Below are 19,393 nucleotides of genomic sequence, written 5' to 3'. Positions count from 1 at the left end.
CCCGCCGCCTGTACCGTCAGGGCGTGGGAATGATCTTCGTGGGGCGCCGGGTGCCGGCCGGCAGACTGCAGGGCGTCATCGACGATCCGGAGGCGATCGACGCGCTGATCCACGGCGAGTCCGGCGACGCGGACAGCGAGATCGACCTGGACAAGTCCTGGCACGGTCTGCACTACCTGTTGACCGGCACCACCTGGGAGATCGCCGACGGCGCGGGCTCGGCCATCCTGGGCGGCGCCGAGATCGGCGACGACAACGGCTACGGCCCGCCCCGCCTGCTTCAGCCGGCCGAGGTCCAGGCCGTCGCCGCCGCCCTGAGCCCGATCACCGCCGACGCCCTGCGGGCCCGGTGGGATCCGGCCGCCCTGACCGAGGCCGAGGTCTACCCGCAGTACTGGGACGACACCGACTTCGAGTCGTACCTGGCGCCCAACTTCACCGTGCTGCGCGACTTCTACCTCTCCGCCGCCGCCGCGAACCAAGCGGTCGTCCTCGTCATCGCTTGACGGTGCGGGCCACCCGGCGCGACTCGATCGCGGCCTGGCGCAGCATGCCGCCCAGCGTCACGTCGTAGCCGATGAAGAACAGTCCCGGCCGCGCCGCCGGCCCGCCGTGGACGAAGGGCACGCCGGTCTTGTCGAACAGCGCCGGATCGTCGAACAGCTCGCGCAACCCGGTGCCGTAGCCGGTGGCCGCGACCACCACGTCCGGCTGCACGCTCGTCCCGTCGGCCAGCTGCACCGAGTCGCTGGTAAAGCCTCGCACCGCCGCCACCGGCTGGACCCGTCCCGCCCGCACGTCGCGGACGATGCCGACGTCCTGCAGCGGCACGTAGCGGTACTTGCGCAGGCGCGTCTTCAGGCCCTCGGCCGGGCGCTCGATTCCGTACGGCCTGAGGTCCGGCATCTCCATCTTGGCCATGGTGGCCGCCATCGTGTTGAAGACCCGCTCCGGCAGGCCGCCGAGCACGAGCCCGTTCATCTGGGCCGGCCATCCCGCGGTCGAGCGGCGCACGATGTGCGGGGGCGTCCGGATGGCCAGGCGCACCGAGGCCGCGCCGCCTTCGGCCAGGTCGGTGGCGATCTCGGCCCCGCTGTTGCCCGGCCCGACCACGAGCACGTGCTTGCCCCGGAACGGCTCGGCGTTGCGGTAGGCCGCCGAGTGCAGCAGCGTCCCCCGCCAGTCGCTCAGCCCCGGCCACTCCGGCACGACGGGTGTGTGCAGGTAGCCGGTCGCCACCACGACCGTGCGGGCCGTCAGCTCCCCGCCGTCCGCGAGCTGAAGCGACCATCGTTCGCCGCCCGGCTTGACCCGCTCGACGGTCGTCCCGGTTCGCACGTCGAGGTCGAAGTGCCGGCTGTACGCCTCCAGGTAGCGCACGAGGTCGTCGCGGCGCACCCATCGCCCGTACTCCCGGGGGATGGCCAGGCCGGGCAGGCCGGACAGCCGCCGTACGGTGTGCAGCTTCAGCCGGTCGTACCGTCCCCGCCAGCTCGTGGCCACCCCGGGCCCCCGCTCGAGCACGACGCTGTCCACCCCGCGGGTCTTGAGCTGAGCCGCCACCGCCAGCCCGGCCGCCCCGGCGCCGAGCACAGTCACCTTTGCCATGCGCAGCAGTGTCCTCGACCACCGGCCGTGACGTCACCGGGGGTGCCGCCGGCGCAAGGTATCTTCGACCCGGCCAGGGCGTACGGAGGGCGAGCATGAGGACGGCGACGCGGCGGTTCGCGCTGTGGCGGGCGGACATCGACGGGTCCGTCTGCGCGGCGCCCGAGGAGTGCGTGCGGGAGCTGGCGGACCGCGACACCGTCACCGTGGTGATGGAGCACAGGCAGCGCGGGGTGGCGGCCGTGCGGGCCGAGTTCGCGTCCACGCTGCGCCAGGATGTCGAGTGGGAGTTCACCGGCGTCTCCTGGCCGCCCGACGTGCGGCCCGGAGTGCTGGTCACGGTGACCTGGCACGCGGCCCGGGAGGTCGTCGTGGTGCGGACCACGGCCCTGGACGAGCCGGTCCGGGTCGACGGGGTGGACTACTTCCACGAGTACGACCCGAAGGTGGTCACCCGCGAGTTCGACCCGGGCAAGTCCAACCGGGGTCAGGTGCTCAATGCCGTCCGCCGTCAGGGGCGGGTCTTCGAGGACGGAAGCGCCGTCATTCCCGAGGAGAAGGTGAGCCTGGGCCGCGGCGCGAAGGCCGAGTTCCTGCTCCGCAACGCGGTCGATCAGCTGATCCGCGAGGGTTTCCTGACGCGGGTCGAGGGCAGCGTCGACTCGTCCGGCTACCCCTCCTACCCGCCGGCCGAGGGTGAGAAGACGGCCGACATGCTGTTCTACGCCCCGCTCGTCGAGGAGGTCGACTTCCCCGGCGAGGACGGCGATCAGGGCGAGGGCGCCGACCGCCGCGACCACTGGGTGCGAGGTTTCGTGCGCCGCCTGCCGCCCGGCGCCCACCCGTCGGAGAAGCAGCTGAGCGCCCACGAGGAAGCGGTCGAGAACGCCCAGATCGGCGCGGGCGAGCTGGCCCCGGGCTACACGTTCGTCAAACGGCACCACCGCAACGGCTGAGACCCGTCGGCTGCAGTCCGGCGGCCAGCGTGGCCAGGTGGGCCGAGAAGCCGTGCGGGGCGCGGGCCACGGGGCGGGAGCTGGTGCTGACCGGGCAGCCGGCGTCGGTCACGATCGTCGCCCCGGTCGCGCGGAACCGGGCGATCAGCCCGTGGTCCTCGTCGTGGCTCAGGGGCGGGAAACCCCCGGCCCGGACGTACGCCTCGGCCCCGAACCCGAGATTGGCCCCGTGCACGTGGGCCTGCGCCGCCCCGAGGTAGGTGGCCTCGTAGACGGCGCGCAGCGCGTCCGGCCAGCGCAGCCAGTCGTCCACCCGTACGGCGCCCATCAGCAGGTCGGCCCCGGCCCGGGCGTGCCCGAGCTGCCATCGCAGCCAGCCCGCCGGCACCCGGCTGTCGGCGTCCGTGGTGGCCAGCCAGAGACCTTCGGCGCCGGCTCTCAGGGCGTACGCGGCCCCGGCGGCCCGCGCCCGGCCGACGTTCCCGGCCTCGACCGCCACCACGTGCGCCCCGGCCGCCGCGGCCACCGCCGCCGTGCCGTCGGTGCACGCGTCGGCCACCACGACGACCTCGACCGGGACGTCGGCCTCGCACGCCCGCAGCGCGGTCAGGCAGCCCGGCAGCAGCAGCTCCTCGTTGTGGGCGGGCACGATCACCGCCAGCCGGTTCACGCGAGCCCCTCCCGCTGGGCCACCGACCGGGCCTGATCCGACTTGGTGAAGACCTCGAGCAGGAAGTCGGCCTCCTCCAGCCGGGAGAGCCGGGTCAGGCCGGGCGCGGCGGCCAGGGCCCGGTGCACGTCGTCGCCGGAGCGCGCGTGCTCGTCGACCGGCCAGCGCCAGTGCACCGCGACGAGGTCGCCGCCGGGCTCCAGCGAGTCCACGGCCCGCTCGATCAGCGTGGCCAGGTCGGCGTCGTCGAAGTAGTAGCCGAGCTCGGAGAGCACGACCAGATCGAACGGGCCGTCCGGCCACTCCGCCGGGATCTCGGCGCGGCGCACGGTCACCCCGGGCACGCCGGCCAGCCGGGCCGCAGCTGTGTCCACCGCCTCCGGCACGGCGTCGACGGCCAGCAGGCGGTCGCACCGCTGGGCCAGCAGGGCGGTGAGCCGGCCGGTCGAGCAGCCGGGCTCGAACCCCGACCGGTAGCGCCGGGCCGGTGGGACGGTGGCCGTGAGCGCGTGTTTGCGGGTGTCGTACCAGCGGGTCTCGAAACTCCACGGGTCGGCGCTGGCCGCGTACATCTCCTGGAAGTAAGCGATCGGGGTCGTCATGCCAGAACCACCTCGAAGGAGCGCGCGAAGCGGGCGAGGATGTGCGGGGGCAGGATGGCCGCGTCGGCCGGGTCCGGGCCGAGCGGGTGGATCTGGCTGGGGAAGGCCTCGATGGCCGCCTGCTTGGCCGCCACGGCCTCCGGGGTCAGCGGGATGCGCCGGGCGCGGTCCCACGGCACCCGCGGGTCGTCCGGCTCGGCCCAGTGCCAGGTCCAGATCGGATATTCGAGCAGCCGCGCGCCCGTTCGCGCGCAGGCCTCGGCCGCGGCCCGGCCGACGGCCTCGTGGTCGGGGTGACCGTCGCCGCGCCAGGTGGCCAGGCACCACTGCCCCGCTGTCAGCCGCGTCGCCAGCTCGTCGGCCAGTCTCGCCTCGTCGATGTGGCCGTCGGGCTGGGCGAGCCGGTGCACGGCCGAGTGGCCGAGCCCAAGACGCGCCATCGCCTCGGCGGTCTCCTCGCGCCGGACGGCCGCGAGCCGCTCCGGCGTGTACACGGTCGATCCCGGGTGTGACGCCTCGCCGTCGGTCACGGCGACCAGCTCGACCGCGCCCAGCGTGGCCATCAGCCCGGCCACGCCGAGGATCTCGTCGTCCGGGTGCGGGGCGACGACCAGCGGCGGTCGCGGCCCGGGCTCGAGCGGCAGCACCGGCCACCGCGTCATCGCCGCCCAGCCCAGCCAGGTCGCCTCGGCCGTGCCGGTCCCGGCTATCTCGGTCACCACGGTTTGCCGTCCTCCTGCAGCAGGACGCCGAGCTGTTCGAGGTCCTTCTCGGCGTGGCTCTGGCGCAGGTACACGGTCAGGTCGGCCACGCGGCGCGCATGCGCCTCGTCGCGGCACAACGGCCCCGCGCCCAGCGCCCGGCCCACCCGTTCGAGCACCTCGGTCGCGGTGGCCTCGACGGTCGCGCGCACCCGCATCGCCAGCCGCTGCTGGTTCTTCGCGGGGTCGGCGTCGATCTCGGCCGCGGCCTCGGCCAGCACCGCGCGGGCCGCCCCCAGGGCCACGCCGACCGCGCCCAGGTGGGCCAGGCCGTGCGGGCCGAGGTCGGCCCCGAGCAGGCGGTCGGCCACACCCAGGGCGCCGCCGAACCAGCAGGCGGCGACGCCGATCCCGCCGTGCCAGAAGCCCGGCCGGTCGACATACTGGCCGGGCTCGCCCACCGGCCGGGCCGGCGCGGCGTCGAAGTGGACGGTCCGGCTGTCGCTGCCCGCCATGCCGACCGCCGGCCAGGTGCCGTCGAGCGGTTGCGCGTGCGGGGCGGCGTTGCGCACCGCGAAGAGCCGGATGCCGTCGTCGGCCGCCGCCGTCACCAGCGCGTCGGTGCACCAGGCGGCGCCGGAGGACCACGGGCGATCGCCGGTGAGACGCCAGCCGCCGGGGGTCAGCTCCGCGCGTACGGACGAAGGCGCCGCCGCCCAGACACCCCACCTCTCCCCCGGCGGGGTTGTGGGCTCATTGAGGTCGCCGAGCTCGACCCGGATGGCGACGGCGTCGGCGTGGCCCTCGCCGAGGCGCGCCCGGACGAGGTCGTCGCGGCCGAGGGCGGTCAGGATACGCAAGCGTTCAGCGGTGGCGCCCCGCCCCGGCAGAGGCAAGTCAAGCGAGTTGATCACTAGCCCGCTGTACCCGGGCCGGGGAAACTCAATCAGTGCTCAATCTCGCCTCGTTGTCCCGCGGCCGCCCCGGCGACCCCGTGGTCGTCCTGCTGCACGGCCTGGCCGGCAGCGCCCGGGAGATGCTCCCCACGGCCGACGCTCTCGCCGGCGCCGGCTACTTCGCGGTCGCCCTCGACCAGCGCGGCCACGGCCGATCCACCCGCCGCCCGGACGACCTCTCCCGCCAGGCGTACGTCTCGGATGTCGTCGCCCTGATCAACGAGGTCTCCCCCGGCGCCCCGGTCACCCTGGTCGGCCAGTCGATGGGCGGCCACACCGCCATGCTGACCGCCGCCTGGCACCCCGAGCTGGTCAGCCGCCTCGTGATGCTGGAGGCCGGCGTGGGCGGCGGCGCCCGCGCCGAACTGGGCGAATGGTTCGCCTCCTGGCCCACCCCGTTCCCCTCGCTGGAGGCGGCCGCCGCCTTCCTGGGCCCGGCTCCGATCACCGAGGCCTGGCTCCGCGACCTGGAGGAGCGCCCCGACGGCTTCCACCCCCGCTTCGACCCCGACATCATGCAGGCCGCCATCGACGCCGTGACCGCCGAAGCCCGCTGGCCCGAGTGGAGCCGCATCACCGCCCCCACCCTGCTCGTCACCGGCCAGAACGGCACCTTGGCGGCCGCCGAGCTCACCCGCATGCTCGACACCCGCCCCGCCGTCACCCACCGCGTCATCGCCGACGCCGCCCACGACGCCCACCTGGAACAGCCCGCCGCCTGGCTCGACATCCTGCTCGCCTACCTGGCGACCTGACTGGTATCCAACGGTGGTGCTCGATGCCTACCCGCTGGCAGGATCGGCGCCGGGGGGATGTCCGGTGTCTGTCGAAGAAGGCCCGACGACTCGCCGCCGCCGTCTGGGGGCGGAACTGAAACGTGCCGGGAGGCCGCCGGATTCACCCAGGAGCAGGTCTCCCGCGAGTTCGAGTGGCACGCCGCCAAGTGACGCCCCGCTATCGACCTCCGCATCCTCCCGCACGACGCCGGCGAACACCCGTTGCTGGGCACCGCCGCGGCGATCCTGGAGTTCCCCGGCGCGCACGATCTGGACATCGTCTACCTGGAGCAGTACCGCGGCACCCACCATCTCGTGAAGCAGGCGGCCGAGGTCGCGCAGTTCCAGCGGCACTTCGCCGAGCTGACCGAGCGTTGTCTCGATCAGCGGCGATCGGTCGAACTCATGGGAAGCGTCACCCCAGGACTTTGACGTTCTCGGCCTCGCCCGGGTCGGGAGTGGGCGTAGGTGGTGGCAACCACGCCGACTCGTCCGGAGGGGTCAGGCGAACAGCGAGTTCCCGGGTGTCGGCCCGGCCGGTTGGCCGAGCAGGCGCCGTAGCTGAGCCAGGGAGCGGGCGCTTCGGGAGGTGACTGTGCCGGGCGGCAGGCGGAGGATCTCGGCGACCGTCTCGACGCTGAGGTCTTCCCAGTAGCGCAGCACCACGATGGCCCGGTCGCGTGGTGACAGCCGGCCGAGCGCGTCGATGAGGGTGAGCCGCAAATCGGCGTCCTGACTCGTTCCCGGCACATCGCCGAACTCGGCCGTCACCACCTCCCGCGAGCGTTTGATCCGGTGGTGGTCCAAAAAGGCGCGGGAGAGCACCTGCCGGGCGTAGGCGTGCGGGTTGTCGCGCCGGGAGATCCGCGGCCACCGCACGAACATCCGGCCCAGCGTCGTCTGGGTCAGATCGTCGGCCAGGTCCCAGTCGCGGCACAGCAGGTAGGCGGTGCGCCGCAACTGGCTCGCGGAGGCCCTGGCGTACTCCACGAAGTCGTCGTCGGCGCTGCTCACTTGGGGAACACCGTGGACAGGTGCGGGAAGGCGGCCGCGCCCTTCCGGTTCAGCTCCGGGTCGATCTTGAGGCCCCACCGCGGGTCCGCGCCCACCTCGGCGGCCTCGCGGGCGGTCAGCGGCTGCTTGATCTTCGTGCCGCCGATGGCCGGGCAGGTGGCCAGGTCGAACTGCAGGAGGGTGTCGTCGGGGTGATGGACGTAGACGATGGTGCCCTGCAAGCAGTTGCCGGGAACCGAATGGGTCATGTACTTCGTCCCGTTGCCGAGCGGGATCCAGGTGCCGATGTCGGAGAAGGCCGACTCCTTGCGGGTCATCACGTGCAGCCGGATCATGCCGGGCCCGGTGCCGCGGTCGAGGAAGGTCTGCACCGATACGTCGCTGCCCTCCGTGATGCCGGCGTAGTGGCTGGTCTTGCCCTCCGGCAGGTTCTGCCGCAGCAGCTCGAGCAGGCCGGCCGGCGTGGCCTTGACCCGAGGGGCAGTGGGTGTGGAGCTGCTCGCCGCCGCGGACGGAGCTGCCGCGGCGACGACCGGGGGCGCGGCCGGCGCCGATCCCTCGGTGCCGCGGACAAGGGGAATCGCGGCCAGGCCGGCCACGACGAGAACGGCCACGCCGGCGCTGCCGACCCGGATCCGCCTCGCGGTCCGCATCCGGCGGCCCCGGGCCACCGCCCCCTCAACGAGATCGCCGATCGGCGGCTCGGCCCACTCGATCGTTCGAAATTCTTCGCGCATGGTGGTCATCCCTCGGATCGCCGGCAGTTTCCGTGTCTCCACGGGTCGAGGCGACCACCCTGTTTCATATGTGACCCAAGTCTCAGCCCAGGGCTTTGATGTTCTCCGCCTCGTCCGGGTCGGGGGTCGGCTCGGCCAGGAAGGCCCGCAGGATCTCGACCGCTACGTCGGGAGCCAGGCGCTTCAGGCTCAAGGCGAGGACGTTGGCGTCGTTCCAGAGGCGGGCGCCGCGGGCGATCCAGGGGTCCCAGGCGACGGCGGCGCGGACGCCGGGGACCTTGTTGGCGGCGATGGCGGTGCCGGTGCCGGTCCAGCACATGACCACGCCGGAGTCGGCTCGGCCCTCGACCACCGCCTCGCCGATGGCGCGGCCCAGCGAGGGCCAGTCGTCGAAGGCCGGGCGGATCAGCTCGTGGCCGGCGTCCGTGATGGCCTTAGCCACCGCGCGCGTGGTGTCGTTCTCGTCGTCGCTGCCGAAGGCCACTCGCATGACGTCAGCCTATTTCAGCCACGGGTCGACGAGGATTTTGGCGTGGCGGCCGGCCCGGCCCAGCTCCTCGAAGGCGCCGGCCACCCCGTCGAGGCCGACGACGCCGGTGAGCAACGGGCGCGGGTCGAGTCTGCGGCGGGCGAGCCGGTGCAGGGTGGCGCGGAACTCGGCCGGGTCGTAGCAGAAGGAGAACCGCAGGTCGATCTCCTTGTTGCTGGCCAGGGTGGGGCGGAACGTGTCCGGCTGGGTGCACACGCCGACCACCACGACGCGGGAGCGGAACGGCGCGTGGGTGATGATGTCCTCGATGACACCGGGCACGCCGACGCATTCGAAGACCACCGCGCCGCGCGGGCCCACACCGAGCCGCTGGGCCGTGCTCACCGCGGTCCACCACGGCAGGCCGGGCACGCTGCGCAGTTTGTGCAGCGCGTCGAGCCCGGTGCCGTAGAGGGCGGGCGCCGACATGACGGGGCCGTCGCCCAGCAGGCCCCACGGTGACTCCACGGCCGGGTCGACCACGACGTCGGCGCCGCACGCCCACGCGAGCTCCCGCCGGCCCGCCGAGTAGTCGCCCGCCACCACGTGGCGTACCCCCAGGGCTTTGAGCGTCAGGATGACCGCGAGCCCGATCGGGCCGCAGCCGACGACCACCGCCACGTCGCGGGCGGTGACCTCGCCCCGGGCGACCGCGTGGGCGGCCACGGCCAGCGGCTCGGTGAGCGCGGCCAGGTCCGGCGGCAGCCCGGGCGGGACGGGCATGGTGGCGTCCTCGGCGGCCAGCATGTACTCCGCGTACGCGCCGGGGGCCCGGGCCGACAGGCCGATCATGTGGATGCCGTCGCCGTGCCGGATCAGCGGCAGCGCGACGACGGCGCGGCCGGGGCGCCAGCGCCGCCGGCAACCCGGGCCGTACGCGTCGACGGCGCCGGTGAACTCGTGGCCCATCACCACCCGCTGCCCGGCCCGCATGAAGTCGGGGTAGCCGACCTCGGCCGCGACGTCCGCGCTGAGGTCCGGGTCGGCCCGCACGTGCAGGTCGGAGCCGCAGATGCCGGCCCGGGTGACGCGCAGGCGCACCTGGCCCGGCCCGGGCGACGGCAGCGGAACGTCGGAAACGCCGAGCACGCCCTCGTGGGCGACCACCGCTCTCATGCGTTCCATCGTCGAGCATCACTTCACCAGGGCACCAGACCCGCGTCCTCGAAGAATCCGCCGGTCGGCCCGCCGTCAGGCAGGGTGGCCAGCCGAATCGCCGTGGCCGCGCCCTGCTCGGGCGTACGGACGCCGCGGAACCCGTTGAGGTCGGTGGCCACGAAGCCGGGGCAGGCCAGGTTGATCAGGATGTTCGTGTCCTTCAGCGCCTTGGCGTACTGGATGGTGACGGCGTTCAGGAACGTCTTCGACGGGGCGTACGCCATCGACAGCGGCCCGGTCTCGTCGCCCGGCCCGGCCTGCCGGGTCAGCGAGCCGACGCTGCTGGAGATGTTGACGATCCGCGGGGACGCCGACCGGCGCAGCAGCGGCAGCAGGGCGTCGGTGACCCGGATGACGCCGAGCACGTTCGTGTCGATCACCTCGCGCACGGTCGAGATGTCGGTCTCGGTCGGCGCCTGCTGCCAGCCGCCGGTGATGGCCGCGTTGTTGACGAGCACGTCCAGACGGCCGGCCTCGGCCTCGATCAAGGCCGCGGCGGCGGTCACGCTCGCGTCGTCGGTGACATTCAGCGGTACGCCGAACGCGTCGCCCCCGCCCGCCCGCAGCTTCGCCACCGCGGCGTCGCGTCGCTGGTCGTCGCGTGCGCCCACGCCGACGGTGTGACCGCGGGCGGCCAGGCCGGCCGCGATCTCGTACCCGATGCCTTTGTTGGCCCCCGTGACCAGGGCAATCTTCGTTTCGCTCATGCACCGATCGTGTCGCCCGGCGCTCCGGCGACCAACACCGATCCGATACCCGTCGATACCCGGCGGGTATCGTTCGCGGCATGGAGACCCGCGAGCTGCGCTACTTCGTCGCGGTGGCCGAGGAGCTGCATTTCGGCCGCGCCGCCGACCGGCTCGGCATCGCCCAGCCGCCGCTCTCGCGCGCCATCGGCCTGCTCGAGCGCCGGCTCGGCGTCACCCTGTTCACCCGCACGAGCCGTGCCGTCGCGCTCACCCCGGCCGGGACGGTCCTGCTGCGCGAGGGCCGTGCCGCCCTGGACGCCATGGAGGCCGCCGAGCGCCGCACCCGGCGCGCCGACACCGACACCCCCGGCCTGGTGCTGGTCACCAAGGCCGGCGCCTCGAGCGACCTGCTGCCCAAGCTGCTGGACGCGTACGCGGCCGAGCCGGGCTCCGTGCCGATCGACGTCGTGCTGTGCGGCGTGGCCGAGCAGGAGTCCTACCTGCGCGACGGCCGGGCCGACGTGGCCCTGCTGCACCTGCCGTTCGACTCGACGGTCGGCTTCGACACCGAGGAGCTGTCGACCGAGGGCCAGGTGCTGGTCCTGCCGTCCGGGCACCCGCTGGCCCGGCGCTCGTCGCTGAGCATGACCGAGCTGGACGATCAGCCCCTGCCGCGCTGGCCCGGTCACCGCGGCCCGTTCGCCGGCGGTTCCGGCCCCGAGGTCCGCGACAACACCCAACTGCTCCAGCTGATCACCCTCGGCCGGGCCGTGGCCGTCCTGCCCGAGTCGTGCCGGTCCCTGCTCCCGCCCGATCTGACCGTCGTCCCGGTCCCCGACGCCCCGCAGGTCACCACGGTCATCGCCTGGCCCCCGCACAGCCGCTCGCGCGCCCTGGCCACGCTGATCCGCACCGCGATCCGCCTCTAGCTTGACTTCAAGCGGACTTCAGGTTTTACCGTCTTCGCGGCGGACGTACGACGGCAAAGGGAACCCTGTGATCGCGGAGCAGTTCAAGGCGGCCTTCCGGCGCTATCCGACCGGGGTCGCGGTCATCTCCGCCGTCGGCCCGGACGGGCCGGTCGGGCTGACCGCCTCCAGCGTGGCCTCGGTCTCGGTGAACCCGCCGGCCCTGTCGTTCTCGGCCATGGGCACCCGGTCGGCCGACGCCCTCCTGCGGGCCGAGAGCTTCGTGGTCAACCTGCTCGGGCCGGCCAGCGCCGACGTGGCCCGGCACTTCGCCGCCACCGGCGGGCCGCGGTTCACCGAGGATCAGGGCTGGACCTTCCTGCCCACCGGTGAGCCGGCGCTGCGCCACGCGCTGGCCTCGCTGCGGGCCACGCCCCTGCACCGCCTGCCGGTCGGCGATTCCACCGTCGTCGTCGCCGCGGTCCACGAGGTTCTCCTCGGCCCGGCCGGCGGCCGGCTCGTCTACCACGACCGGAAGTTCGTCCACGCCGGGGATTGATGGCAGTCTGTCCGGGTGGATTTCGACTCCGGCGCCGGCCTGCTGCACCGTCTCACGTCCTACCGCACCGACCGTGAATGGAACGTTCCGGTCGACGACCCGCGGGTGCGGCACGACCTCACCCCGAACGACCCTTCGACCTTGCCCCCGTTCTACAAGGACTACCCGGCCGGCCTGTCCACGGTCGACCTCCCCCGCGAGCTGCCGGACCCCGGACTGCCCGCCACCGCGGTCCTGTCCGGCGCGCCCGCGCCGGCCCAGCCGTTGGATGCGGCCCAGCTGGGCCGCATCCTCTTCCTCGGAGCCGGTGTCGTACGGACCGCCGAGCGTAACGGCCGCCGCTCCATGTTCCGCGCCGCCGGGTCGGCCGGGGCCCGCTTCCCGCTGGAGGTCTACGTCTCCGCCCGCGGCGTGACCGGTGTGCCGGACGGCGTGCACTGGTACGACCCCCTCGAGCACGCCCTGCGGCAGATCGCCCCGCCCGCCGACGGCGACGCCACCACCCTCGTCGTCACCGGCGTGCCCTGGCGTACCGGCTGGCGCTACGCCGAGCGCGGCTTCCGGCACATCTACTGGGACGCCGGCACCCTGATCGCCCAGCTCGAGGCCACGTCCTCGGCCGCCGGGCTCGCGCCCCGCCTGCGCACCCTGTTCCCGGACACCCGGATCGCCGAACTGGTCGGCGCCGACGGCACCCACGAGTTCCCGGTGGCCCTGCTGACCTTCGGCGACGCCGCCCCGGCGATCACCCCCACCGGCAAGGCCACATCCGGCGACCTCCCGCCGACCGAGTTCCCGCTCGTGACCGCGGCCCAGCACGCCGGCGACCGCGACACCCTGGGCGACGCCTGGCCGGCCGGACCGGAGACCCCCGCCGGGCCCGGCGGCCCGTCGATCGACGCGGTCATCAACAAGCGGGGCTCGCAGCGGCGCATGGACCGCACGAAAACCGTGCCGCGGGCCGACCTGGAGTGGGCCATGGCCGCCGCCACCCGCGGCATCGACGTCCCACACTGGGTGGTCGCCCACGGCGTCGACGACCTCGCCCCGGGCCTCTACCGCTGGCCCGACCTCGACACGCCCCTCACCACGGGCGACCTCCCGGGCGAGCTCGAACGCATCTGCCTCGGCCAGTCCCTGGCGGCCGAGGCCGCGTACGTCGTCATCGCCGCCACGCCGGCCGGCTCCCTCGACGACCGCTCCTACCGCGAGGCCCAGCTGGCCTCCGGCATCGTCGAGGGCCGCCTGCACCTGGCCGCGTACGCCACCGGCGCGACCGCCACCGGCATGACGTTCCTGGACTCGGAGATCGCCGCCTTCCTGCACGAGCCCGACGACCTGGTGACCCTGCTGTTCACCTGCGTCGGCATCGGCGAGTACAAGTCCCGCCCCGGCGGCGCCCCCGGCGCCCCCGTCGAGGTCCGCAGCGTCATGCCCCGCTTCGTCGAATAGCCCGCGCACTGCCAGCGCGCGCCCACCAGCAGCACCGGGGCACGGAACGTGCCCGGCCGGCGTAGGAGCGGCCGAGCAGCCGCCGTCGCGTAACCCACCCAGTGATGCTCGGTGACGCCGGCAGGTGGCCAGTTCGGTGGTGCGCTCGGCGGCCAGGCGCTCGGGCGGCCACCGTTGCGGGTCGCGCGTGCCACCGGCCGCGTCTCACCGCCCACGTGCCGCCACGCGCTTGCCGCCGCCCTGCCGCCACGCGCGACAGGCCGTCACGCGCGTGCCGCCACGTGACAGGCCGGGCCAGGCGGCTGGGCGGATTCAAAGAAACCAAGAGTGACCACTGAACCGGCCGGAAGCCGGTGAGGAGAGGAAGTTGCACTCAGCTGATCGCCCGGGCGGGTTCGGCCAGGGTCTGCGGGTTCGGGGTTAAGGCGTACCTCCCAGGGGGTTTGCCCTTAAACGCACGGACAGGTGGATGTCGGATCGGGCGCGCACGATATCGATCATGATTCATCACGTGGTTGCCGGCGTGCTGCTGGCTTCGCTGGTGCCGGCCGGGAATCCGGCTTCGGCTGACAAGCTGCCGCTGGGAGACGCGGGTCTGACCGAGACGCGGGCAGTGCAGACGCTCGAACGCGGTGTGACGCTGACGCGGATCGTGCGGGGCACCGAGCCGGCGCCGGCCGGCGAGATCAACACCACCACCAAGGGCCCGTGGCGGGTCACCGTGCTGACCATCGACCCGGATCGGGCGAAGGGGCACCTCAAGGCGACGTACGGGGCCGACCTGGCCCGCACCGAGACCGTGAGTGACCTGGTCGCGGCCGAGGATGCCGTGGCCGGGGTGAACGCGTCGTTCTTCACCTTCACGGCGAGCCAGCTCTATCCGGGCACGCCGGTCGGGCTCGGGGTCTACCGGGGCCGGCTGCTCAGCGAGCCGACGGCCGACGTGGCCGAGGCCGATCTGGTCATCGACTCGCACCGCAACAAGATGGCCGTCGGGAAGCTGTCCTTCACGGGTACGGTGGTGAACCCCCGCTCGAAGGCCGCGCTGCCGATCGCGCAGATCAACGACCCGTCGGCCGCGGTGGCCGAGTTCACGGCCGAGTTCGGGGCGCGGACGCCGGCCGGGGACGGCGCCGAGGTCGTGCTCGACAAGCGCGGCTGCGTGGTCCGGGTCGCCGCCACGCGCGGAACCGCGCTCGTCACGGGGCAGACCTCCCTGCAGGCGACCGGTGACCAGGCCACCGCCCTGACCGCGCTCGCCCACGGCTGCCTGCGGATCTCGCACACGGTGACCGACGAGTCCGGCCGGCGCGTTCCGATCAAGCCGGGGACGTACGCGGTGAACGGCCGTTACCGGCTCCTGGCGCGGGGTGAGATCGTCGTCCCGGACGGTACCGGCAGCTTCTTCGACCGCAACCCGCGGACCATCGCCGGCACGAACCGCCACGGCGATCTGGTGCTCGCCACCATCGACGGGCGGCTGACCACGAGCGTGGGCACGACGATGGACGAGACGGCCGCGGTGGCCCGGGCGCTCGGCCTGCGCGACGCGATCAACCTGGACGGCGGCGGCTCGACCACGATGGTCGCCGGCGGCGCGGTCGTGAACAGCCCGAGCGGCGGGGCGCAGCGGCCGGTCGGGGACGCGCTGGTCTGGGACCGCTGAGCTTCCTCAAGTCGGATCCGCCGCTACCGATCGTGGGCAGGTCGGTGGCGGCGGATCCGTGAGGGGACCATGAGCAACTGGAAGCGACCTGTGCCGGCCGCGTACCTGTGCCTGGCCCTGCTGTACGCGGTCGCGCTCGCCCTGTCGGTGCGGGCGCTGTTCGGCGGGCTCGAGCACTACGACGGGGTGGCCGAGGCCGGCCGGAGCGTGTTCGGGCTGATCGGCCTCGTCGCCGCCGTCCAAGCCGCCCGCGCTTCCGGCCCCGCCTGGCGGGCGGTCGCACTGAGCTTCCTGGTGCTGGTGGTGTCGCCGGTGCTGGCGCTCGCCGGCACGACGGTGGTGGACGACGTCACCCACGTGGCGTTCGTCGTCTCCCTCATCGTGGCGCTGCAGTTCTTCGTCCTGCCGGCCACGACGCGCCGCGAGCGCGCGAAGGCGGCCCTGGACGCGTCGATCGTGCTGGTCGGCGGCAGCATGCTGCTCTGGTACTTCTCGTTCGGCGGCTACATCCAGACGCACGGCTTCTCCGGCAGCGTCATCGTCCCGGCCGCGGTCTACCCGATCGCCGACCTGGCCCTGCTCTTCAGCGTGGCCCGGGTGCTGCTGCGGGGTACGCACGGCTCCGCCCAGCGGCCGCTGCGCCTGCTCACGGCCGGCGCGCTCGTGCTCTTCGCGGGCGACGCGGTGCACGGCTACCTGCGCAGCCACGGGCAGATCGACACCAACTCGCCGTGGCAGTTCATCTGCTGGCTGACCGCCGACGCGCTGCTGGCCGCGGCCGCGGTCGCGCAGTGCGGCTCCGCCGACGCCCGCCGCGAGTCGCGACGCCGGCTCCGGACGGCCCGCTACCTGCCGTTCGCGGCGATCGCGGTCGCCAACGGCATGATGCTGATCGCCGCCGTACGCCAGGGCTCGCTCTGGCCGTGGGGCGGGCTGGCTCTCGGCGGCGCCGTGATGAGCGCGATCGTGCTGGCCCGGCAGACGCTGGTGCAGCAGGAGAGCGACGAGCGGGCGGTGACGGACGGGCTGACCGGGCTGGCCAACCGCGTCCCGTTCCGCGCCACGTCGAACCGCGCCCTCGACCGTGACGCCCGCGCCGGCAAGCACACGGCCGTCATGGTGATCGACTTGAACAGCTTCAAGGGCATCAACGACACCCTCGGGCACAAGTCGGGCGATCTGGTGCTGGTCGAGTTCGCCCGGGTGCTGCGCGAGTGCGTGCCCGGCTGGGGCCTGCCGTGCCGGCTGGGCGGGGACGAGTTCGCCGTCGTCCTGCCCGGCCTCGACTTCCCCGAGCAGGCGTACGACGTGGCGGGGCGGATCGCCTCGACGCTGGCCCCGATCATCATCGACGGGAAGCTGATCCCGCTCGCGGCCAGCATCGGCATCGCGGTGTCGGCGCCGGGCGAGCTCACCCACGACGTGATCGTGCACCGGGCCGACCTGGCCATGTACCGGGCCAAGGCGCAGGGGCCGCAGACCCGCTGGGCCGTGTGGCAGGAACACTTCGAATCCTCGTCCGCGGCGGCGTGAAACTTGTCGTACCCCCGGCCTACGGTGTCGGGCATGGACTGGAAAATCGAGCTCGTCCCCGTACCGGTGACCGACGTCGACCGGGCCAAAGAGTTCTACACGCGGGTCGGCTTCAACGCCGACCATGACCAGCGGGTCAACGAGAGCCTGCGCTTCGTCCAGCTGACCCCGCCGGGCTCGGCCTGCTCCATCTGCCTGGGTGAGGGCATCACCGCCATGACCCCCGGCACCCAGGAGATCCAGATCGTCGTGCCCAGCGCCGCCGACGCCCGCAAGCACCTGGTGGAGGCGGGCGTCGAGTGCAGCGAGGTGGATCCGCAGGCCTGGGGCACGTTCGTCTACTTCAAAGATCCTGATGGGAACCGCTGGTCGCTGCAGGAGCTGCCGGCGCGGTGAGGTAACCCTGTTCGGCCAGGACGCCGGCGTGCCGCTCGTAGTGCGCCGGCTCCGCCGGGGCGATGGTGGCCAGGCCGTCGACGTATCGGTTGAACATGCTGAAGGCCGCCGCGATCAGCACGGTGTCGTGGATCATGCGGTCGTCGGCGCCGGCCCGGCGGGCCCGCGCGACATCCTCGGCGGTCACCTCGTGGCCGCCGAGCCGCACCTTGTCCGCGATGGCCAGCAGCTCCGGCATCACGGCGTCGTCGCCCTTCTGGGCCAGGCGGCGGGCCACCGCCCCGTGCGTCTCGGAGCAGAACGTGCAGTCGTTGCGGAGGGAGACGTAGGCGGCGATGCTCTCGCGCTGCGCCGGCGACAGCGGCGACGGGCCCCGGAGCAGGGTCTCGGCCAGGCCGTTGAGCGCTCCGGCGGTGTCCGGGTAGGCGGCCAGCAGCCCGGCGATCCCGGGCAGCGGTGGCAGATCGATGTGCGGCATGGCCCCACACGATCACGCCGGCCGGCCGATGTCCACCGCCGATCGGCGCACGATCAGCGCCGCCGTCCCGAGGATCGCGATGCCGTTCAGCGCGTGCAGGGCCGTCCACAGCCCGCCCACCTCGGCGATCACCACCTGCAGCGAGTCGAGCGCCACCACGAGCACGCAGAGCCAGATCAGCCGCGCCGGCAGATGACCCGCCGCGGCCACGATCGCCATCACGAGCGGCACGAAGAAGATCACGTAGCCCATCGCGTGGTGCAGCCGGTACGAGCTCGCCCGGAAGGCGCCGGTGGTGGCGAAGACGAACTGGGCGACGACGATGAGCAGCAGCAGCAGCGCCGCCGCCAGCCCGGCGAACGCCCTACGCATAGTTCTTCCCGATCGGCGCCCCCGGGATCGGCTTCGCGATCAGCGCCACCGGCACGAAGAAACAGATCTGGGCCAGTACGAGGGTCAGCGTCCACAGCGCCTTGTCGTCGTACTGGGCCGCCGCCCGGGCGTACAACTCGTCGGAGACCCGCTCCCCGAACGGATTCGGGGTGAGGACCGCCTCGACCAACTCGAGCGCCACCCGCTCGGCGTCGCTGAAGTACGGCGCATCCGGCCACGAGGCGACCGCGGTGATGCGCTCCTCACTGACGCCGGCCTTGCGCAGCAGGCCCGCCTGCCGGACGGTGTGGTACGTGCTGCCCACGATCTGCCCCGCGCGCAGCTGCACCAGGTGCACCGTGGCCGGCGGGATCAGCCCGTTGTCGGCCAGCTTGGCCAGGCCACCGGCCAGCGGCACCATCTCGGGGAACATCGGCATCGGATCAGGCATCCGCGATTTTGTCTGCATGCCCTCCCCGACGACGCAGCCCGCCGGAATGTGCCGCCCTCACATTCCGCCCCGCTGTCCCGTCGGGTAGTCATGACCGACATGAGCGAACGCCGCCACTTGCTCAACCTCGCCTACCGGCTGACCGGCTCCCTGGCCGACGCCGAGGACGTGGTCCAGGAGGCGTACGCCCGCTGGTACACCCTGTCGCGCTCCCAGCAGGACGCCATCGCCAACCCGGCCGCCTGGCTGACCACGGTCGCCAGCCGCATCTGCCTGGACCTGCTCGGCTCGGCCCGCGCCCGCCGCGAACGCTACGTCGGCGCCTGGATCCCCGAGCCCCTCCCGACTCCCGCCACGCCCACCGACCCCGCCGACCACGTGACCTTGGACGAGTCGGTCAGCATGGCCTTCCTGGTCGTCCTGGACGCCATGACCCCCGCCGAACGCGTCGCCTTCATCCTGCACGACGTCTTCCGCTACCCCTTCACCGAGATCGCCGACATAGTCGGCCGCACCCCCCTGGCCTGCCGCAAGCTGGCCTCCTCAGCCCGCCGCCGCGTCCGGGACTCCACACCCGCCACCCCGCCCCTCTCCACCCAGACCCTCCTGGTCCGCCGTTTCAAACAGGCCTGGGAATCCCACGACATCGAGGCCCTGATCGCCCTCCTAGACCCCGAAGCCACCATCACCGCCGACGGCGGCGGCCAGGCCAGCTCCACCCAGCACCCCCTGCACGGCCACACCCAGATCGCCCAGTACGCCACGCTGCTGTTCCGCGTCATGCCCCGAACCACCATCCTGGAGCGCCCCGTGAACGGCCACCCCGGCCTGGTGATCCAACAGTCCAACACCACCGTCACCGTTATGGCGTTCGCCACCACCCCCACCCACATCAAACAGATCTGGGCCATCCGCAACCCCCAGAAGCTCCAGGCGTGGCCACCCGCTTGACCTCCCTCCCCCGCCCAACCCAATCCCCGCCGCGACCCTGCCGGCCGACCCCCAGCAGCCGAGCGGACGGGCCGACGGGCTCACGCGGACGGGCCGACGGGCCGACGGGGCCGCGTGGGTGTACGGGCGGGCCGACGGGGCCGCGTGGGCGCGCATGCCAAGGCGGTCTCGGCCAAGCACGGCCGGATCCTGCGCTCGGTCGGCGCCCACCACGTGATCTACCCCGAGGCC

At 73.2% G+C, this 19,393-nt stretch carries 24 protein-coding genes; 11 read left to right on the top strand and 13 right to left on the bottom strand.

The genetic code is table 11. The features are described from left to right. The first annotated feature begins 29 nt into the window (after window positions 1–29). A complete protein-coding gene (locus AB0J66_RS00120) occupies window positions 30–506 on the top strand; it encodes a YfbM family protein (protein WP_364656010.1) in 477 nt (158 codons plus the stop codon). Here AB0J66_RS00120 and AB0J66_RS00115 read toward each other — a convergent pair. Further along, on the bottom strand, window positions 496–1,608 hold the full coding sequence (locus AB0J66_RS00115; protein WP_364654288.1) for an NAD(P)/FAD-dependent oxidoreductase: 1,113 nt from the start codon (window positions 1,606–1,608) through the stop codon (window positions 496–498). The two genes, AB0J66_RS00120 and AB0J66_RS00115, sit on opposite strands and share 11 nt — an antisense overlap. Before the next feature lie 95 nt (window positions 1,609–1,703). Between AB0J66_RS00115 and AB0J66_RS00110 the strand changes: the two genes are divergently transcribed. Further along, window positions 1,704–2,564 carry a hypothetical protein gene (locus AB0J66_RS00110; protein ID WP_364654286.1) on the top strand — a complete coding sequence of 287 codons (861 nt, stop codon included), beginning with the start codon at window positions 1,704–1,706 and terminating at the stop codon, window positions 2,562–2,564. Here the strand turns inward: AB0J66_RS00110 and AB0J66_RS00105 are convergent. Genes AB0J66_RS00105 through AB0J66_RS00090 form a run of 4 tightly spaced genes read right to left on the bottom strand, consistent with a single transcriptional unit; the run spans window position 2,539 to window position 5,397 of the window. Then, the gene (locus tag AB0J66_RS00105) at window positions 2,539–3,234 is read right to left on the bottom strand and encodes a glycosyltransferase (protein WP_364654284.1); all 696 of its coding nucleotides are present in this window, start codon (window positions 3,232–3,234) and stop codon (window positions 2,539–2,541) included. The genes AB0J66_RS00110 and AB0J66_RS00105 overlap by 26 nt on opposite strands. Continuing rightward, window positions 3,231–3,836, bottom strand: coding sequence for a class I SAM-dependent methyltransferase (locus AB0J66_RS00100; RefSeq protein ID WP_364654283.1), 606 nt, complete (start codon window positions 3,834–3,836; stop codon window positions 3,231–3,233). The genes AB0J66_RS00105 and AB0J66_RS00100 overlap by 4 nt, the downstream gene beginning before the upstream one ends. Beyond that, the gene (locus AB0J66_RS00095) at window positions 3,833–4,558 is read right to left on the bottom strand and encodes a PIG-L family deacetylase (protein ID WP_364654282.1); all 726 of its coding nucleotides are present in this window, start codon (window positions 4,556–4,558) and stop codon (window positions 3,833–3,835) included. The genes AB0J66_RS00100 and AB0J66_RS00095 overlap by 4 nt, the downstream gene beginning before the upstream one ends. Next, window positions 4,552–5,397: an acyl-CoA dehydrogenase gene (locus AB0J66_RS00090; RefSeq protein WP_364654281.1), complete on the bottom strand. Its 846-nt coding sequence runs from the start codon at window positions 5,395–5,397 to the stop codon at window positions 4,552–4,554. The genes AB0J66_RS00095 and AB0J66_RS00090 overlap by 7 nt, the downstream gene beginning before the upstream one ends. Before the next feature lie 89 nt (window positions 5,398–5,486). Between AB0J66_RS00090 and AB0J66_RS00085 the strand changes: the two genes are divergently transcribed. Both AB0J66_RS00085 and AB0J66_RS00080 read left to right on the top strand, forming a co-directional pair. Then, window positions 5,487–6,248 carry an alpha/beta hydrolase gene (locus AB0J66_RS00085; protein ID WP_364654280.1) on the top strand — a complete coding sequence of 254 codons (762 nt, stop codon included), beginning with the start codon at window positions 5,487–5,489 and terminating at the stop codon, window positions 6,246–6,248. Window positions 6,249–6,491: 243 nt separating this feature from the next. Further along, window positions 6,492–6,701 carry a Scr1 family TA system antitoxin-like transcriptional regulator gene (locus tag AB0J66_RS00080; RefSeq protein WP_364654278.1) on the top strand — a complete coding sequence of 70 codons (210 nt, stop codon included), beginning with the start codon at window positions 6,492–6,494 and terminating at the stop codon, window positions 6,699–6,701. A gap of 69 nt (window positions 6,702–6,770) precedes the next feature. On the opposite strand, the gene AB0J66_RS00075 is transcribed toward AB0J66_RS00080, so the two are convergent. The 5 genes from AB0J66_RS00075 to AB0J66_RS00055 all read right to left on the bottom strand — a co-directional run bounded on the left by AB0J66_RS00075 (window position 6,771) and on the right by AB0J66_RS00055 (window position 10,414). Further along, window positions 6,771–7,283, bottom strand: coding sequence for a SigE family RNA polymerase sigma factor (locus tag AB0J66_RS00075; protein WP_364654276.1), 513 nt, complete (start codon window positions 7,281–7,283; stop codon window positions 6,771–6,773). Further along, window positions 7,280–8,020, bottom strand: a complete 741-nt coding sequence (locus tag AB0J66_RS00070) for a hypothetical protein (RefSeq protein ID WP_364654275.1) — start codon at window positions 8,018–8,020, stop codon at window positions 7,280–7,282. The genes AB0J66_RS00075 and AB0J66_RS00070 overlap by 4 nt, the downstream gene beginning before the upstream one ends. An 82-nt stretch (window positions 8,021–8,102) precedes the next feature. After that, on the bottom strand, window positions 8,103–8,510 hold the full coding sequence (locus AB0J66_RS00065; protein WP_364654274.1) for an RpiB/LacA/LacB family sugar-phosphate isomerase: 408 nt from the start codon (window positions 8,508–8,510) through the stop codon (window positions 8,103–8,105). Between the two features lie 9 nt (window positions 8,511–8,519). Further along, the gene (locus tag AB0J66_RS00060; RefSeq protein WP_364654273.1) at window positions 8,520–9,665 is read right to left on the bottom strand and encodes an alcohol dehydrogenase catalytic domain-containing protein; all 1,146 of its coding nucleotides are present in this window, start codon (window positions 9,663–9,665) and stop codon (window positions 8,520–8,522) included. Between the two features lie 23 nt (window positions 9,666–9,688). Further along, complete coding sequence (locus AB0J66_RS00055) at window positions 9,689–10,414, bottom strand: SDR family oxidoreductase (RefSeq protein ID WP_364654271.1); 726 nt, start codon at window positions 10,412–10,414, stop codon at window positions 9,689–9,691. Between the two features lie 80 nt (window positions 10,415–10,494). On the opposite strand from AB0J66_RS00055, the gene AB0J66_RS00050 reads away from it, so the two are divergent. The 6 genes from AB0J66_RS00050 (at window position 10,495) to AB0J66_RS00025 (ending at window position 16,910) form a co-directional block, all read left to right on the top strand. Then, window positions 10,495–11,325, top strand: coding sequence for a LysR family transcriptional regulator (locus AB0J66_RS00050; RefSeq protein WP_364654269.1), 831 nt, complete (start codon window positions 10,495–10,497; stop codon window positions 11,323–11,325). Between the two features lie 67 nt (window positions 11,326–11,392). After that, window positions 11,393–11,863 (top strand): flavin reductase family protein, encoded by a 471-nt coding sequence (locus AB0J66_RS00045; RefSeq protein WP_364654268.1) that lies wholly within the window; start codon window positions 11,393–11,395, stop codon window positions 11,861–11,863. A 15-nt stretch (window positions 11,864–11,878) separates the two neighbouring features. Beyond that, window positions 11,879–13,315: a SagB/ThcOx family dehydrogenase gene (locus AB0J66_RS00040; RefSeq protein ID WP_364654267.1), complete on the top strand. Its 1,437-nt coding sequence runs from the start codon at window positions 11,879–11,881 to the stop codon at window positions 13,313–13,315. Between the two features lie 499 nt (window positions 13,316–13,814). Beyond that, window positions 13,815–14,981, top strand: coding sequence for a phosphodiester glycosidase family protein (locus AB0J66_RS00035; protein ID WP_364654265.1), 1,167 nt, complete (start codon window positions 13,815–13,817; stop codon window positions 14,979–14,981). A 69-nt stretch (window positions 14,982–15,050) separates the two neighbouring features. Next, window positions 15,051–16,514, top strand: coding sequence for a GGDEF domain-containing protein (locus tag AB0J66_RS00030; protein ID WP_364654264.1), 1,464 nt, complete (start codon window positions 15,051–15,053; stop codon window positions 16,512–16,514). 33 nt (window positions 16,515–16,547) lie between these two features. Then, window positions 16,548–16,910: a VOC family protein gene (locus tag AB0J66_RS00025; protein ID WP_364654263.1), complete on the top strand. Its 363-nt coding sequence runs from the start codon at window positions 16,548–16,550 to the stop codon at window positions 16,908–16,910. On the opposite strand, the gene AB0J66_RS00020 is transcribed toward AB0J66_RS00025, so the two are convergent. Genes AB0J66_RS00020 through AB0J66_RS00010 form a run of 3 tightly spaced genes read right to left on the bottom strand, consistent with a single transcriptional unit; the run spans window position 16,858 to window position 18,211 of the window. Then, the gene (locus AB0J66_RS00020) at window positions 16,858–17,388 is read right to left on the bottom strand and encodes a carboxymuconolactone decarboxylase family protein (RefSeq protein ID WP_364654262.1); all 531 of its coding nucleotides are present in this window, start codon (window positions 17,386–17,388) and stop codon (window positions 16,858–16,860) included. The genes AB0J66_RS00025 and AB0J66_RS00020 overlap by 53 nt on opposite strands. A gap of 12 nt (window positions 17,389–17,400) precedes the next feature. Next, window positions 17,401–17,760: a DUF6220 domain-containing protein gene (locus AB0J66_RS00015; RefSeq protein ID WP_364654261.1), complete on the bottom strand. Its 360-nt coding sequence runs from the start codon at window positions 17,758–17,760 to the stop codon at window positions 17,401–17,403. Further along, window positions 17,753–18,211, bottom strand: a complete 459-nt coding sequence (locus AB0J66_RS00010) for a carboxymuconolactone decarboxylase family protein (RefSeq protein WP_364654259.1) — start codon at window positions 18,209–18,211, stop codon at window positions 17,753–17,755. Before AB0J66_RS00010 ends, AB0J66_RS00015 begins: the two co-directional genes overlap by 8 nt. A gap of 99 nt (window positions 18,212–18,310) precedes the next feature. Between AB0J66_RS00010 and sigJ the strand changes: the two genes are divergently transcribed. Then, a complete protein-coding gene (gene sigJ / locus AB0J66_RS00005) occupies window positions 18,311–19,162 on the top strand; it encodes an RNA polymerase sigma factor SigJ (protein ID WP_364654258.1) in 852 nt (283 codons plus the stop codon). Window positions 19,163–19,393 lie beyond the last annotated feature (231 nt).

The sequence above is a fragment of the Actinoplanes sp. NPDC049598 genome (assembly GCF_040675435.1).
GTDB lineage: Bacteria > Actinomycetota > Actinomycetes > Mycobacteriales > Micromonosporaceae > Actinoplanes.
The sequence above is the reverse complement of the archived record's forward strand: the minus strand, read 5'-3'. Positions and strand labels throughout refer to the sequence as shown.

Coding starts and splice junctions, on each gene's coding strand:
- AB0J66_RS00120 (WP_364656010.1), top strand. CDS start 30: ATGATCTTCGTGGGGCGCCGGGTGCCGGCCGGCAGACTGCAGGGCGTC.
- AB0J66_RS00115 (WP_364654288.1), bottom strand. CDS start 1,608: ATGGCAAAGGTGACTGTGCTCGGCGCCGGGGCGGCCGGGCTGGCGGTG.
- AB0J66_RS00110 (WP_364654286.1), top strand. CDS start 1,704: ATGAGGACGGCGACGCGGCGGTTCGCGCTGTGGCGGGCGGACATCGAC.
- AB0J66_RS00100 (WP_364654283.1), bottom strand. CDS start 3,836: ATGACGACCCCGATCGCTTACTTCCAGGAGATGTACGCGGCCAGCGCC.
- AB0J66_RS00070 (WP_364654275.1), bottom strand. CDS start 8,020: ATGCGCGAAGAATTTCGAACGATCGAGTGGGCCGAGCCGCCGATCGGC.
- AB0J66_RS00065 (WP_364654274.1), bottom strand. CDS start 8,510: ATGCGAGTGGCCTTCGGCAGCGACGACGAGAACGACACCACGCGCGCG.
- AB0J66_RS00060 (WP_364654273.1), bottom strand. CDS start 9,665: ATGAGAGCGGTGGTCGCCCACGAGGGCGTGCTCGGCGTTTCCGACGTT.
- AB0J66_RS00055 (WP_364654271.1), bottom strand. CDS start 10,414: ATGAGCGAAACGAAGATTGCCCTGGTCACGGGGGCCAACAAAGGCATC.
- AB0J66_RS00050 (WP_364654269.1), top strand. CDS start 10,495: ATGGAGACCCGCGAGCTGCGCTACTTCGTCGCGGTGGCCGAGGAGCTG.
- AB0J66_RS00035 (WP_364654265.1), top strand. CDS start 13,815: ATGATTCATCACGTGGTTGCCGGCGTGCTGCTGGCTTCGCTGGTGCCG.
- AB0J66_RS00030 (WP_364654264.1), top strand. CDS start 15,051: ATGAGCAACTGGAAGCGACCTGTGCCGGCCGCGTACCTGTGCCTGGCC.
- AB0J66_RS00025 (WP_364654263.1), top strand. CDS start 16,548: ATGGACTGGAAAATCGAGCTCGTCCCCGTACCGGTGACCGACGTCGAC.
- AB0J66_RS00020 (WP_364654262.1), bottom strand. CDS start 17,388: ATGCCGCACATCGATCTGCCACCGCTGCCCGGGATCGCCGGGCTGCTG.
- AB0J66_RS00015 (WP_364654261.1), bottom strand. CDS start 17,760: ATGCGTAGGGCGTTCGCCGGGCTGGCGGCGGCGCTGCTGCTGCTGCTC.
- AB0J66_RS00010 (WP_364654259.1), bottom strand. CDS start 18,211: ATGCCTGATCCGATGCCGATGTTCCCCGAGATGGTGCCGCTGGCCGGT.
- sigJ (WP_364654258.1), top strand. CDS start 18,311: ATGAGCGAACGCCGCCACTTGCTCAACCTCGCCTACCGGCTGACCGGC.